We start from the raw sequence: 13,194 nt of genomic DNA, 5'->3' as shown, positions 1-13,194 counted from the left end.
CTAGTTCACCGATGCGCCGGTTCAGTGGAACACGACCGTGAGCGCCGTTCGCAGCGAGGCGGCGGCCACCGCGGTGGCGCGTCTGGAATCCAAGGCGACCAGCACCACCCGGTCGGTGCGCCCGCGGGCGCCGTCGGCCTGCGGCACCAGCACCACGGCCGCGTCGGCGGCCAATAGCCGTGCGGGACGGCCGGTCCCGGCGGTGTCCTCGCCCGCCACCACGTCGACCCGGTCGCCGGAGCGCAGGATCTCGGCAACAGCGTTGTCCGCCAGGCGAATCGGGACGATGCGTGCATCGGGGGAGCCACCCGCCACAGCGGCCAGTCGCGGGCCCAGCACCCGCACCTCGGTGATGATCTCCCCGGCCGTCAGCGCGGCGGCGAGGGTGGCCCCGCGTACCCGTGCGGCGTCGCGCACGGCTCCGGCCGGCAGAGTCGCGGTCTCCCGGTCGGCGGTGCGCAGATCGCCGTCGCCGAGCACCTGCCCGGGCGGCAGCTCCCGCGCGGCGACCAGGACGGGTGTGCGATCTGTGGATGGATCCGGGCGCACAGCCAGGAAGGCCGCCGCCATGAGCAGCGCGACCGCCCCGGCCCGCCGCAATAGCACCGAGTCCGCCCAGGTCAGGCGGCTACGGAAGGCGTGCAGGAACGCTCGATACGGTCGCGTCATGGGGGCAGCGTACGGTCGCCCCGACACCGGCACGCCCGGGTCGAACCCGGGCTGTGGACAACGAAGAGCCTGTGGAGAAAGCGGGGATCAGGCCGCGGAGGTGCTGGAACCGCTGGACGACGAGGTCGAGGTGCTCGACGTGGAAGCGCTCGACGCGGTGGAGCTGGAGCCGCCATTGTCCGACGAAGAGGACGACGGCTTGGCCGGTTCGGACGAGGTGGAGCCGTTGCGGCTGTCGGTGCGGTAGAAGCCGCTGCCCTTGAAGACGATGCCGACCGAGTTGAACAGCTTGCGCAGCTTGCCGTTGCAACGGTCACACGTGGTCAGTGCGTCATCGGAGAAGGACTGCACGATGTCGAACTTGTTGTCGCACTCGGTGCATGCATACGAGTAAGTAGGCATCGGGAAACCTCCACGCTCTTCGTCGAATTAGCACTCTACAGCTGGCAGTGCCAACGCTGCCAATCGGGTGTCAATTCCCGGCCCGATCTCCGAGGCGGCGCAGCCCGCCGAACGGGGTCAGCGCCCACCCCATTCGATGGTCGTGCGGCTCCTCCGGCAAACGGTCCACGAGTTCGTCGTCGCGCACCACGGCGATCAATCGCGCGTCGGCGCGCGCGGCGTTCAGACTTCGATCGTAATAACCGGCCCCGCGTCCCAATCGCACCCCGCGACGATCCACCGCGAGCGCCGGAACCAGAATCGTCGACGCCGTCGAGATTCCGTCCGTGACCGGGTCGCCGTCCGGTTCGCGCAGCCCGAACCGGCCGCGGCGCAGCCCGTCGGGCCCGGTGTATTCGGCCCAGGCGAGCGGCCCGGGTTCGCCGGTGACCGGCAGCAGCACCCGGGCGCCGGCGGCCCGCAGCGTGTCGAGCAGGGCCACCGAGCCGGGTTCGCCGCCCACGGGCACGTAGGCGCAGACCCAGCCGCTGTCCGCGAGCCCGCCGGCCGCGGCGGCCAGCGCCGCGGCCTCGCGCTCGCGGACCTCGGCGGGCAGGGCTGTGCGGCGCGCGAGGATCTCCGCGCGCCACGCCGTCTTGTCCCGCTCGTCCGTCACGCTTCCACCCTAGGGCGGCCGTCCCGGACGATCCGCGCCCGCCGGGCTCAGCGATCCGAGCGCGCCCGGGTCAGGGTGAACGTGTCGACGGCCTTCAGCTCGCTGGTCGGCCCGGTGAGGGCGTAGTAGGTGCCCTTGATGGTGGTGTTCCCGCCGGGCGTGCCGGGGTCGACGTCGAAAGCGCAGAAGCCGTAAGGATGTTCGGCGTCCTTGAACGCCGACCAGGGCGCGTCCTCGAGCACGTACACCGGAACCTTCTTGCCGGTCGCCGGATCCGCGTTCCCGACCGCGGTGATGACCCGGCATTTGTCGCCCGGGAAGAACAGGTGGTTGGACGGCACCGAGGTGCCGCCGCCGCCGATCACCAGGTGCACGGTGCCCTGACCGGTGTCGACGAGGTCCTTGCGGGTGTCGGCGGGCTTGGGCGTGAGGGTCTCGGACCCGGTCGTCCCGCGCACGGGATGCGAACGCTCGTAATGGTGTTCGTGCCCGCACAGCACCAGGTCGACCTGGTATTTGTCGAACAGCGGCAGCCATTCGGTGCGGATGCCCAGGTCCGCGCCGTTGGCCTTGTCGGCCGAGGAGATGGCGACCTGGTGCATGAACACCACCACCCAGTCGATGCCCTTGTCGGCGCGCGCCTTGGCCAGTTCGCTTTCCAGCCAGCGCTTCTGGGCTCCGCCCGAGTAGCCCTTCACGTAGCTGTTGCCGCCGTCCTGCAGGCAGACGTCGTCGTTGGCGACCGCGATCACCCGCATGCCGCCGACGGTGAACGAGTACCACAGGCCGCGGGAGTGTTCCTCGCTGCCGGCGTCGGGGACGGTGAAGTAGGTCTGGAACGCCTGGTAGCCGATGGGTCCGTTGCCGAGTTCGTTCTCGTGGTTGCCGGGGGCGGGCATCCAGGGCCGGTAGCGGGCCGAGCGAGAGTTGTTGGCCCACCAGTCGTTCCAGGTGCGGATGCGGTCGGTGGACAGGTTGGCGTAGCAGAGGTCGCCGTTGACGAGGTTGAACAGCGGGGCCAGCGATTCCACCGCGGAGGTGATGTCGCCGGCGTACTGGGAGCCGAGATTGTCGTTGACGGCCTTGCCGTCGACGATCTTGCCGACGGTGGGCGTGCCCTGGTCGCCGAAGCTGGTGAACCGGAACTTGGCGCGCCCGGCGGGCGCGGTGCGGATGGTGCCCAGTTCCGGCGGCGCGCCGTCGTGCCCGGCGGCGTAGACGTAGTCGGTGTCGGGGGACAGGCCGGTGAGCCGGGCGTGATGGGCCTGGATCTCGATGCCGGACTTGGCATCCCGGTAGGTGCGGGTCTGCGCGGAGACGGCGGTGCCGAATCCGGAGTCGGCGGCGCCGTAGCGCACGGTGGGCGCGGTGACCGATCCGAGGGTGTGCCAGGTGACCACGACCTCGCGGGCCGCGTCGGCCCCGAACTGGAGGTGCAGGCCGGAGACGCGGGGCGCGGCGGCGCGGTCGGGGGTGGTGACGAGTTCGGCGGAGCGGGGCCAGGCGGTGGTGGATCCGGAGCTCTTCAGTGCCACCGCGCCGCCCGCGCCGGCGGCCAGTCCGGCCAGGCCCGCGACGGCGGAGGCGCCGAACAAACGGCGGCGGCTGACCGCGCGGCTGGTGTCAGGGGTGCTGACAGTAGGTGTGTCGGGGTTGTCCGGCGTGGAATCGGGGTTGTGGGAATCCTCACGATCGGTCATGGGTGTCAGTCAACAACCAGTGGGTACGAGGGAGGTCACAGTGCGACGAACGCCAAATGAAAAGAACGGGTCGGTCGGTGAGAACGCCCGCGGTCCGGCGTTCGGTGCGCTCCCGCCGTCCTCGCCCCTTAGGCTCTCGGGGATATCGAGGCGGCCACGAGCCGTTCTCGGGCATATGACGGATGGATAGGGTGAAATTCATGACAGCTACTGGCGGCGGAACCGAGTCGTGCTTCCGCACCGCGGTGGTCCCCGCGGCCGGGCTCGGCACCAGGTTCCTGCCCGCGACCAAGACGGTTCCCAAGGAGTTGCTGCCGGTGGTCGACACCCCGGGCATCGAATTGGTCGCCGCCGAGGCCGCGGAGTCCGGCGCCAATCGGCTGGTGATCGTGACCTCGCCCGGAAAAGACGGTGTGGTCGCGCATTTCGTCGAGGACCTGGTGCTGGAGAGCACCCTCGCCGAGCGCGGCAAGTTCCATCTGCTGGAGAAGGTGCGCAAGGCCCCCGCCCTGCTCGACGTCACCTCGGTGGTGCAGGAGGAGCCGCTGGGCCTGGGTCACGCGGTGGCGCAGGCGGAATCGGTGCTCGACGCCGACGAGACCGCCATCGCGGTGCTGCTGCCCGATGACCTGGTGCTGCCCGGCGGCGTGCTGGAGCTGATGGCGAACGTGCGGAACACCTACGGCGGTTCGGTGCTGTGCGCCATCGACGTGCCCAAGGAAGAGGTCAGCGCCTACGGCGTCTTCGACGTCGAGGAACTGCCCGACGGCCCGTGCGACGTGCTCAAGGTCAACGGCATGGTGGAGAAGCCCGCCGTGCACGAGGCGCCCTCCACCTTCACCGCGGCCGGTCGATACCTGTTGGACCGCGCCATCTTCGACGCGCTGCGCCGCATCACCCCCGGCGCGGGCGGCGAACTGCAGCTGACCGACGCCATCGCGCTGCTGATCGCCGAAGACCACCCGGTTCATGTCGTAGTGCATCGTGGGTCGCGGCACGATCTGGGCAACCCTGGCGGCTATCTTCGAGCTGCGGTCGATTTCGCTCTGGAACGCGAGGAATACGGTCCCGCCCTGCGCGAGTGGCTCGAGCAGCGGCTCGGTCCGGACTGGAATCCGCAGCTGACCACATGCGAATGAGGCGACGGACGGGAGCGACTACGGAAGGGCGGCATGCGCTCGGTTGAGGATCAGCAGATCAAGGTGACCGCCGCGGCCGTGGCCCCACGGCCGGTCCGGGTCGCGATCAGCGAGGCACAGGGTTTGCTGTGCGCCGAGGATGTGGTCACCGAGCGCCCGCTTCCGGGCTTCGACCAGGCCGCCATCGACGGATACGCCGTGCGCAGTGTGGATGTGGCCGGCGCCGGCGCGAATATCCGTGACGAGGACGGCAATTCGGTGCACCTGAGCCTGCCGGTGGTGGGCGAGGTGGCGGCCGGTTCCCGTCAGCCGATCCGCCTGCAGCCCCGCCAGACCGTGCGGGTCGACACCGGCGCGCCGCTGCCCACCCTCGCCGACGCCGTGCTGCCGCTGGAGAACACCGACGGCGGCCGCGCCCGGGTCAAGGTCTACGAGGCGGTCCGCTCCGGCGACTACGTGCGCCGCATCGGCGACGACGTGCAACCCGGCGACCTGGCCGTGCGCGCCGGCACCATCATCGGCCCGGCCCAGGTGGGCCTGCTGGCCGCGGTCGGCAAGGACAAGGTGCTGGTGCATCCGCGGCCCCGGCTGTCGGTGCTGTCGGTGGGCGGCGAGCTGGTCGACATCGACCGCACGCCCGGACCCGGCCAGGTCTACGACGTGAACTCCTACGCCCTGGCCGCCGCCGCGCGCGACGCGGGCGCGGACGTGAACCGGGTCGGCATCGTGAGCGCCGATCCCAAGCGGCTGCGGGACGTGGTGGAGGGCCAGCTGGTCCGCTCCGAGGTGGTCGTGATCGCGGGCGCGGTCGGCGGCTGGGCATCGGAGCAGGTGCGCGAGGCCCTGGAGGGGCTCGGCGAGCTGGAGATCACCAGGGTCGGCATGCATCCCGGGTCGGTGCAGGGTTTCGGCCTGCTCGGCCGCGACGAGGTGCCGACCTTCCTGCTACCCGCGAATCCGGTTGGCGCGCTGGTGGTTTTCGAGGTCATGGTGCGACCGTTGATCCGGATCGCGCTGGGCCGCCGTCACCCCATGCGGCGCATGGTGCGGGCGCGCACCATCCTGCCGATCGCCTCGATCCCGGGCCGCCGCGGCTATCTGCGCGCGCAGCTCATGCGCGACGAGCAGACCGGCGACTACCTGGTGCAGCCGCTGGGCGGCCCGAACGGCGCGTCCTCGCATCTGCTGGCCACCATGGCCGAGGCCAACAGCCTCATCGTGATCGACCCCGAGACCACCGAGGTGCGTACCGGTGACGAGGTCCAGGTCGCGTTCCTGGCTCAGCGTGGGTGAGGCGTGGAGATGAACGTCTTCCGTTCGGCCCAGCATCCGGGCTGGCCGGCGCATCTGGGTCCGGTGCGGGTCGCGGCGGGCACGGTCACGCTGCGGCCGATCCGCCTGCGGGACGCGTCCGCGTGGGGCCGGATCCGGGTCCGGGACAAGGATTATCTGGAGAAGTGGGAACCCACCGGCCGTGGTCCGTGGGAGGCGCGTAACCACTCCAGCAATTGGCCCGCGCTGTGGTCGGCGTTGAAGGCCGAGGCCCGGCGCGGCGCCATGATTCCGCTCGTCATCGAGGTGGACGGCCAGTTCAGCGGTCAGCTCACGGTGGGCAATATCGTGCGCGGCGCGCTGCGGTCGGCGTGGATCGGCTACTGGGTGTCGAGCGAGCTGGCCGGGCAGGGCGTGGCCACCGCGGCGCTGGCCCTGGGCCTGGACCACTGCTTCGGCGAGGTGGGCCTGCATCGGGTGGAGGCCACGGTGCGGCCGGAAAACCTTGCCAGTCAGGCGGTTCTGCGCAATGTCGGTTTCCGCGAGGAGGGCATGCTGCAGCGCTACCTCGACGTGGACGGCGCGTGGCGGGATCACCTGCTGGTCGGCATGACGGTCGAGGAGGTTTCGGGGACCGTGGTGGACAGGCTGATTCGCGCGGGGCGCGCCAGCAAAGCCTGATAACTCGCTGAGCGCGGCGTGTGAGAGTTTTCGCGACCGAATTCGTGTGACTAGTGTTGCGTGTGTGGTCGGCGCGCCTGAGGGGAATACCCTCGGCGTGGAATTAACGTACGCACGTCGGTGGTGCGTCTGTTTTCCGATCAGAAGGGACAGACAACAGGGCGGGACGGAGGTGTAAGGGCCAATGCCGAATTCGATCTTGTGGATCGGGTTGGTGGTGCTCTGGGTCTTCGTGCTCTTCCCGATGCTGGCCAATCGCCATCCCCGCATCCGGCAGCACACCGATGCCGCCCTCTCGACACGAGTGTTGCATCGCGGTGGTGCCAAGCGAAGCACCAGGAAAGGTCCGGCGACCGGACATGACACCGACCCGGACTACGTGCCGGTTCGCAGAAAGCTTCACCCGAGCGAGGATCCGGAGGATCGGATGACCAGATCGGACGACAGCCCCGCCGAACCGGAAGCCCTCACCGCCGCCGTCGCGGCCGAGACGGCAGCAACCGTAGCCGAGAAGGACGAGGTCGTCGCCGCGGTGAGCGCCGAACTGCCGGAGCCCGAGACGGATTCGACCGACCCGGAGGCCGCCGACGACGCGGACGAGGACGCCGCCGAATCCGAGCCCGCCGCAGCGGAATCCGAGACCGACCCCGAAACCGCCACGGATGAGACAGAATCCGAGACCGTGGATGCCGCGGCAGAGACCGACGACGCTGAGCCAGAAGCCGCCGTGGCCGACGCGGCACCGGCCGAGCCCCGCAAGCGGGCCTCCCGCGCCCCCGCCCTGCGTGACCCGGAACCGGAGCCGGAACCCGAATCCGACGACGAGGACGAGGATTTCGTGCCGTCCCGGCGCGGGCGCGGCGGATTCGACCCCGAGGCCGACGCCGCCGCCCGCGCGGCCCGCTACACCTTCCGCCAGCGCGCGGTCCTGGGCCTGGTGCTCGCCGTCCTGCTGTTCGCCGCCTCCGGCCTGGCGATCTCCTCGATCCTGTGGTGGCTCTCGGCGCTGTCCGGCACCGTGCTGGTCGCCTACCTCGCCTACCTACGCAAGCAGGTCCGACTCGAGGAGGACATCCGCCGCCGCCGCGCCGCCCGCGCGTCCCGCACGCAGACCGAGTCCGATGCCGACACCGAGGAGGAGCGCCGCACCCGCGAACGCCCCCGCCCCGACCGCGACGAGACCCGCACCCAGCTGCGCCGCGCTGTCCTGGTCGAATCCGACGACGAGGACCCGTTCTTCGAGCACCTCGACCTCTTCGACGCCGCCGAGGCCCGCGCCACCCGCCAGCGGGCCGCAGGCGCCCGCGAACGCCGCGCGGTAGGCGAATAGCCCACAAGGCACCGAGAAGGGCTCCCCGTCCAACGGGGAGCCCTTCTCGCGTATTCGGGTCGAATAGGCAGTGGGGGCGAGGCAGACGCGGGCCGATGACTGCCGGTTTGAATAGGCTTTTGCTATTACAGCGAAAGGGCCCGGCTTTCGGCCGGGCCCTTTCGACGGGTGCTGTCGCGAGCTATTCGACGTCAGGCATTCGCCCGGTTACCGGAATCTGCCGCTCGATGAGTTCGGCCAGCGTCCGGAGTTTGGCCGCGAATTCGCGGGCCGCCACCGGATGCTCCCCGGACCCCTTCACCACTTTCTGGGTGAGCGCGGTGAGCCGGGACTCGACGGCGCTGAACACGTCGGCGGTGGCGGGCTGCTCCTCGGAGAGGTCGCCGCGCAGCCAGGCGCGCAGCCGCTGCACCACCGCGCCCTCCTCGTAATCGTCGGGCAGCACCGCGACGGCTTCGCGGAGTTTGCCGGCTGTGACCTTCACGTCGGCGGCCAGCGTGGTGTACACGGTGACCGCCGCGTCCTCGCCGTAGGCCGCGGCCACCGGCAGCAGCTCGCGGATCTGACCCTCGTTGAGGGCGGGTGCGACCGGGTGCAGGCGCGCGGCGAGCGGCCAGGCCCGGATCAGCTTGTGCGCGTAGGACCGCTGCATGTCCCAGCGCTTCTCCACGTACTCGTCGAAGGTGGCGTGGTCGGCGCGGTAGAGCCGGCCGTCGCGCACGATCTGCAGCGCGCGCCCGGCGGTCCAGAAGGCCACCCGCAGCGCGTCGATGGAGGACTCGCACACTTCGAGCTGATCGGACTCGCTGCGGCTGAGCGGCCCGTCGCCGCCCGTGGCGGGCAGCGGAAGGTCCAGCACGCTGGGCGCGCTCTCGGCCGCCGCGGGGGTGACCTCGGGCGCCACCGGCTTCGGCGCCGGAGCCTGCGGTGCGGCCGGGATCTTCGGTGCGGCGGGGATCTTCGGAGCGGGCGTGACCGGTTGCGTGGTCACCGGTTCGGCCGCCACCGTCTCGGGCGCCAGGGTGGCGGTCGCGGTGGCGGCGGCCGCCGTGTCCGCCGGGGCCGCCGCGGGCGCGGGCGGGGCCATGAGGACGGTGGTGGCGGCCGGTGAGAGTTTCGGTGTGCGCGGCCATTTGGCGTCGCGCAGCGGGGACACCGGGGGAGTGTGCTCGGCCTCATCGGAGAGCGGGTTGCGGCCCAGGCCGCCCCCGATGGAGGTCTTTCTGCGCTGGGGCGGCATCAGGCCGACACCTCCGCCGGGACGCGGGACTCGATGTAGTCGCGCACCAGTTCGTCGCCGACGGCCCGGTATTCGCCGAGATCCTCGATCGGGTTCTCGGCGCCGTCGCCGACTTCGCCGTCGGCGGCCTCCCGATACCACTTCCAGGCGCTGACGTAGGAGTCGAAGACCTCGTAGCCCGCGTCCTCGAGATTCCCGCGTTGCGTGCGGTATTCGGTGGACACGTTGACGCCGTTCTTCATGGTGACCGGAACCTTGGTCATGAGCACACGCACGCGAATGGCCTTCTCGTGTTCGGCGGCCGCTTCCTCGGCGGCGCGGTAGGTACTGGGGACGCGTTTGACTTCCGAGGGGCTGACGCTGGTGACAAGGATGAGTTCGTCGCTGACGGGGACGGCGGCCTTGAAGATGTCGGCCGATTCACCGCCGGCGTCGACGATGATCACGTCGTAGTTCGCGGCATTGTCGGTGATGCAGTCGTTCACGTGCCGCGAGGGGAAGGCGAGCAATTCGAAGGGAATGTCGATCTCGGCCTTCTGTAGTCGCCGATACCAGGAGTACCCGGTCTGGCTCAGCGGGTCGGCGTCGATCACCAGTACTCGAAGTTCGTGCGCGGTAGCGAAATACGAGGCGATGAAGAAGGCGGAGGTCGTCTTGCCCACGCCTCCTTTGAGATTCCCGAGCGTGATCACCAGCGGCTCGGGAAGGTTGCCTAGCGCAGGGGATTTGGTCATCGATCAACCTCCTGTTGATGGGGAGGGCAGCTTCCTCGATCAGTCTCACACGCGCGCGGGACGCGCCCGTGAAGGCTCGCTCGGAGGTGTCGAATTGGTTGAAAACCGGCTGTGTCCAACTGTGTCCAATTGGACACAGCCGTCAATGGTTACCGTTTCGTAATGAATAACACGCATGTCATTCGTTGCCACCTCCGACGTTCCGGCGAAATATGCATTCTCGGATCTGCTGGCAGGACCGAAATTTCGCGTGATGGACGGATACCGAATAGCTTTCACGGCTTGATCGGAGGACGACAATCATGGAAACCAACGGTGATAGACAGAAGGTTCGATTACTTCCGCGGCTGAGCCTGCGGACCCTGGTGACAGGAGTCCTCGGTGCTGCAGCCATAGGAGCCGCCCTGTTCTTCGCGGCCGGCCAGGCGCAGGCGGCGCCGGTGACGATCCCCGGTATCGGGGCGATCGACATCCCGGACGAGATCGCCGCCTCGCTCAGCCAGGTGACTCCCGCGATCGGCGTGCTGCCCCCCGCGGCCGGAACCACTTCCCCCACGCCGGAATCGGCGATCGGCGAGCCGGACGCCTCCCGTATGACGGTGGCGCCGCAGCACATCGTCATCGCCCCGGCCGATACGATGCCCGACCCGGCACCGGTGCAGTCACTGTTCCCGGAGTCACTGCGCTCGGCCATCGTGACCCCGGCGATCGGCACCCCAGCCATCGCCACCCCGACGGTCGCCGCCCCGACCGCCGCGATCCAGGTCCCCGTGCCGGAATCGCGCACGGTGTCGGTCGCCGGTCTCGGCACCTTCGCGGTGCCCGCCGCCCTGCCCCCGCTGACCGGAATCCCCGGCGTGACCGATTCCGCGGTCACCCGCACCCCGGTGCCGGCGGCGATGCCGAAGACGGCGGGCGAGCGCGCGGTGGAGGCGGCCCGCACCAAACTCGGCGCGGACTACCGCACCGGCGGCAACGGCCCGGACTCCTTCGACTGCTCCGGTTTCGTGCAGTGGTCGTATCGGGAGGCCGGTGTGGAAGTGCCGCGCACGAGCTATTCACAGCTCGCCGCCGGAACCCCGGTCACGATCGACGAATTGGAGCCGGGCGATCTGGTCTCCTACTACGGCGGCGGCCACTCGGCGATGTATCTCGGCGACGGGAAGGTGATCCACGCCAGTGACTACGGTTCCGGTGTGAAGGTCTCTCCGCTGTCGAATATGCCGGTCACCGGAGCGCGGCGTTTCCAATGAGCCCGCGCGAGACCATCGGACCTGATTCCCGCGATCTCGTGAACGACCGGCAATACGAGGCCGGAACTGAGCGCACGGACATCGTGGCGGACGGAACCATCTATGCCACCGATGATTTCAGGGTCTACGAGGTGCCGGGCGGTTTCGGTCCGGAGGTCCGGACCGCGGCGTCCTGGCCCGGGTGGTTCACCGGTTCACTGAGCAGTCCGACGATCATGGCGATGATGCTGTCGCGGACGTCGTCGCGTTCGACCTCGGTGGGCAGCACGGAGCGCTCGTAGTCGGCGAGCAGGGCGAACATGACAGTGGTCATGGCTTGTAGTCGGTACCGGCGTTGCGCCGGAGTCAGTTCCGCCAGTGCGTGATACAGCCTGGCGACGAGCACTCTGGTTGTCTGCCAACGCTTTTCGTTGAGATTGGGCCCGGTGACCGCGGGATGGGCGCGGGCCTGCTCCAGGAATCGTGCGTAGTGCGTCGAGCCCTCGGCGTAGGGCACGTCGAACATGGGCCGCACCAGAATGGCCACCAGTGCGGCGACACTGTCCGGGGCGCCCGAGGACTCGTGTTCGGCGAGCAGTTCGGTCCGGCGGGATTCCAATGCGGGCTGATGGCGTTCGATAATGGCGGCGATGAGTCCGTCCCGGGAACCGAAGTGATAGTGGACCGCGGAGTTGTTGCGCTGTCCCGCCGCCACCGCGATATCGCGCAGGGCCACGTCCGGCCCGCGTTCGGCGATGGTGCGCTCACCGGCGAGCAACATGAGCTCGCGCGCGTCAGGACTGTTCACGGTGCTATCGTGCCCCTTCGTCTCGCACCGCGCGGTCCCGGGTGGACGCGCGGGCGGATCGTGGGCATTCGGACGGCGGTGATGATCGATGACGCCACGTGAGGCCCGGTCGCGCCGGGCGACGGTGGACCTGGCCCTGGTCGTCCCGATGAGTGGTTCGGCCGGCATCTTCGGGCCCTCGTGCGAGGCGTGCGCCGCGCTGGCCGTCGAGGACATCAATGCGATGGGCGGGATCCTGGGCCGCCCGGTCCGGCTGCATCCGGTGGACGCGGGCGCGCCGCTGCCGATGCTGGCCGCGCGGATCGACCGGATGGTGAGCCGCGGCATGATCGACGGCGTGGTCGGCTGGCACCTGTCGAACGCGCGCAAGGCCATCACCCCGTACACCGCGGGCCGGGTGCCCTACATCTACACCACCTTCTACGAGGGTGGCGAGGACTCCGACGGCGTCTACATGGTGGGGGAGACCCCGGATCAGCAGTTGTTCCCCGCGCTGCGCTGGTTCCGCGCCGAGCTGGGCGTGCGCCGCTGGTGCATCGTCGGCAACGACTACGTCTGGCCACGTGAAACAGCAAGGGTGACTTGGGAATTCGCTGACACCAGCGATATCGACGTGGTCGGTGAGGTCTTCGTGCCGTTGGGCAGCCGGGATTTCACCGCGGCGCTGGACCTGATCCGCAGTTCGCCCGCCGAGGGCGTGCTGCTGTTCATGGTCGGCGCGGATTGCGCGGCCTTCAATCAGGCCTTCGCGGCGGCCGGGCTGGACGAGAGCCGCCTGCGGCTGAGCATGATGATCGGCGAGGACGTGCTCTACGCGGGTGGCCCGGACAGCGCGCGCGGATTGTTCACCGCCAGCGGATATTTCGAGAGCCTGGTGTCGCGGGAAGCGATGGCCTTCGGCAGCCGCTACACCGCCCGCTACGGCCAGCTGGCCCCGGCGCTGAACAATATCGGCGAGTCCTGCTACGAGGGCCTGCTGTTGTTCGCCTCGCTGGCGGAGGCGGCGCACAGTCTGGACGTGCGGCTCATCGAGCGCGGCGCGGCGAAGGTGAGCTACGGCGGCCCGCGCGGTGAGGTGCGGGTGCGCGGGGCGCACACCACGCAGCCGGTGTTCCTGGCGGGCGCGGACATCATGGACTTCACGGTGCTGGCCGACCTGACCGGATTGTGAAGCGCGGGTTGTTCGACTGATGGCGAACGCTACGTTGCGTTCCCAACCGGGGTGACGACCGAATGCCGTCACGAATCGGATAATGCAAGTGTGCCAAGGGTTTTCGATTGTCGCGATGATCATTTGCGGCGCCCACCGTACGGTTTTCGTGTTGCAATAGG

At 69.4% G+C, this 13,194-nt stretch carries 13 protein-coding genes; 6 read left to right on the top strand and 7 right to left on the bottom strand.

From position 1 onward, the window contains the following. Positions 1 to 21 precede the first annotated feature (21 nt). From ABZ382_RS23355 to ABZ382_RS23340, 4 genes are all read right to left on the bottom strand, one after another. The gene (locus ABZ382_RS23355) at positions 22 to 669 is read right to left on the bottom strand and encodes an SAF domain-containing protein (RefSeq protein ID WP_357092263.1); all 648 of its coding nucleotides are present in this window, start codon (positions 667 to 669) and stop codon (positions 22 to 24) included. Positions 670 to 756: 87 nt separating this feature from the next. Then, positions 757 to 1,071: an FmdB family zinc ribbon protein gene (locus ABZ382_RS23350; RefSeq protein WP_357092261.1), complete on the bottom strand. Its 315-nt coding sequence runs from the start codon at positions 1,069 to 1,071 to the stop codon at positions 757 to 759. A 70-nt stretch (positions 1,072 to 1,141) separates the two neighbouring features. Then, complete coding sequence (locus ABZ382_RS23345) at positions 1,142 to 1,726, bottom strand: 5-formyltetrahydrofolate cyclo-ligase (protein WP_357092258.1); 585 nt, start codon at positions 1,724 to 1,726, stop codon at positions 1,142 to 1,144. 47 nt (positions 1,727 to 1,773) lie between these two features. Next, positions 1,774 to 3,426 (bottom strand): metallophosphoesterase family protein, encoded by a 1,653-nt coding sequence (locus ABZ382_RS23340; protein ID WP_357092256.1) that lies wholly within the window; start codon positions 3,424 to 3,426, stop codon positions 1,774 to 1,776. Positions 3,427 to 3,626: 200 nt separating this feature from the next. Here ABZ382_RS23340 and ABZ382_RS23335 point away from each other — a divergent pair, with 200 nt between their 5' ends. From ABZ382_RS23335 to glpR, 4 genes are all read left to right on the top strand, one after another. Beyond that, positions 3,627 to 4,565: a UTP--glucose-1-phosphate uridylyltransferase gene (locus ABZ382_RS23335; protein WP_357092253.1), complete on the top strand. Its 939-nt coding sequence runs from the start codon at positions 3,627 to 3,629 to the stop codon at positions 4,563 to 4,565. Positions 4,566 to 4,598: 33 nt separating this feature from the next. Continuing rightward, positions 4,599 to 5,858 carry a gephyrin-like molybdotransferase Glp gene (gene glp / locus ABZ382_RS23330; RefSeq protein WP_357092250.1) on the top strand — a complete coding sequence of 420 codons (1,260 nt, stop codon included), beginning with the start codon at positions 4,599 to 4,601 and terminating at the stop codon, positions 5,856 to 5,858. Between the two features lie 9 nt (positions 5,859 to 5,867). Further along, entirely contained in the window at positions 5,868 to 6,518 is a 651-nt protein-coding gene (locus tag ABZ382_RS23325) for a GNAT family protein (RefSeq protein ID WP_357092247.1), read from the top strand. Between the two features lie 184 nt (positions 6,519 to 6,702). Further along, a complete protein-coding gene (gene glpR, locus ABZ382_RS23320; protein WP_357092244.1) occupies positions 6,703 to 7,848 on the top strand; it encodes a gephyrin-like molybdotransferase receptor GlpR in 1,146 nt (381 codons plus the stop codon). 181 nt (positions 7,849 to 8,029) lie between these two features. On the opposite strand, the gene ABZ382_RS23315 is transcribed toward glpR, so the two are convergent. After that, positions 8,030 to 9,088 (bottom strand): hypothetical protein, encoded by a 1,059-nt coding sequence (locus ABZ382_RS23315; protein WP_357092243.1) that lies wholly within the window; start codon positions 9,086 to 9,088, stop codon positions 8,030 to 8,032. Next, positions 9,088 to 9,822 carry a ParA family protein gene (locus ABZ382_RS23310; protein WP_357092240.1) on the bottom strand — a complete coding sequence of 245 codons (735 nt, stop codon included), beginning with the start codon at positions 9,820 to 9,822 and terminating at the stop codon, positions 9,088 to 9,090. The genes ABZ382_RS23315 and ABZ382_RS23310 overlap by 1 nt, the downstream gene beginning before the upstream one ends. Before the next feature lie 302 nt (positions 9,823 to 10,124). On the opposite strand from ABZ382_RS23310, the gene ABZ382_RS23305 reads away from it, so the two are divergent. Continuing rightward, the gene (locus ABZ382_RS23305) at positions 10,125 to 11,075 is read left to right on the top strand and encodes a C40 family peptidase (protein WP_357092237.1); all 951 of its coding nucleotides are present in this window, start codon (positions 10,125 to 10,127) and stop codon (positions 11,073 to 11,075) included. A 124-nt stretch (positions 11,076 to 11,199) separates the two neighbouring features. Here the strand turns inward: ABZ382_RS23305 and ABZ382_RS23300 are convergent, their stop codons facing one another. Beyond that, positions 11,200 to 11,862 carry a TetR/AcrR family transcriptional regulator gene (locus tag ABZ382_RS23300; protein ID WP_357092234.1) on the bottom strand — a complete coding sequence of 221 codons (663 nt, stop codon included), beginning with the start codon at positions 11,860 to 11,862 and terminating at the stop codon, positions 11,200 to 11,202. A gap of 88 nt (positions 11,863 to 11,950) precedes the next feature. Here ABZ382_RS23300 and ABZ382_RS23295 point away from each other — a divergent pair, with 88 nt between their 5' ends. After that, the gene (locus tag ABZ382_RS23295; RefSeq protein WP_357092231.1) at positions 11,951 to 13,033 is read left to right on the top strand and encodes a substrate-binding domain-containing protein; all 1,083 of its coding nucleotides are present in this window, start codon (positions 11,951 to 11,953) and stop codon (positions 13,031 to 13,033) included. Positions 13,034 to 13,194: the final 161 nt, after the last annotated feature.

Origin of the sequence: Nocardia sp. NPDC005825 (assembly GCF_040630175.1) — a bacterium.
Lineage (GTDB): Bacteria > Actinomycetota > Actinomycetes > Mycobacteriales > Mycobacteriaceae > Nocardia.
Note: the sequence above shows the minus strand (reverse complement) of the source record. Positions and strands in the feature narration are given on the sequence as shown.

What these genes read in the sequence shown, in the direction of transcription:
- ABZ382_RS23355 (WP_357092263.1), bottom strand. Translation starts at nt 669, where the DNA reads ATGACGCGACCGTATCGAGCGTTCCTGCACGCCTTCCGTAGCCGCCTG.
- ABZ382_RS23350 (WP_357092261.1), bottom strand. Translation starts at nt 1,071, where the DNA reads ATGCCTACTTACTCGTATGCATGCACCGAGTGCGACAACAAGTTCGAC.
- ABZ382_RS23340 (WP_357092256.1), bottom strand. Translation starts at nt 3,426, where the DNA reads ATGACCGATCGTGAGGATTCCCACAACCCCGATTCCACGCCGGACAAC.
- ABZ382_RS23335 (WP_357092253.1), top strand. Translation starts at nt 3,627, where the DNA reads ATGACAGCTACTGGCGGCGGAACCGAGTCGTGCTTCCGCACCGCGGTG.
- glp (WP_357092250.1), top strand. Translation starts at nt 4,599, where the DNA reads ATGCGCTCGGTTGAGGATCAGCAGATCAAGGTGACCGCCGCGGCCGTG.
- ABZ382_RS23325 (WP_357092247.1), top strand. Translation starts at nt 5,868, where the DNA reads ATGAACGTCTTCCGTTCGGCCCAGCATCCGGGCTGGCCGGCGCATCTG.
- glpR (WP_357092244.1), top strand. Translation starts at nt 6,703, where the DNA reads ATGCCGAATTCGATCTTGTGGATCGGGTTGGTGGTGCTCTGGGTCTTC.
- ABZ382_RS23315 (WP_357092243.1), bottom strand. Translation starts at nt 9,088, where the DNA reads ATGCCGCCCCAGCGCAGAAAGACCTCCATCGGGGGCGGCCTGGGCCGC.
- ABZ382_RS23310 (WP_357092240.1), bottom strand. Translation starts at nt 9,822, where the DNA reads ATGACCAAATCCCCTGCGCTAGGCAACCTTCCCGAGCCGCTGGTGATC.
- ABZ382_RS23305 (WP_357092237.1), top strand. Translation starts at nt 10,125, where the DNA reads ATGGAAACCAACGGTGATAGACAGAAGGTTCGATTACTTCCGCGGCTG.
- ABZ382_RS23295 (WP_357092231.1), top strand. Translation starts at nt 11,951, where the DNA reads ATGACGCCACGTGAGGCCCGGTCGCGCCGGGCGACGGTGGACCTGGCC.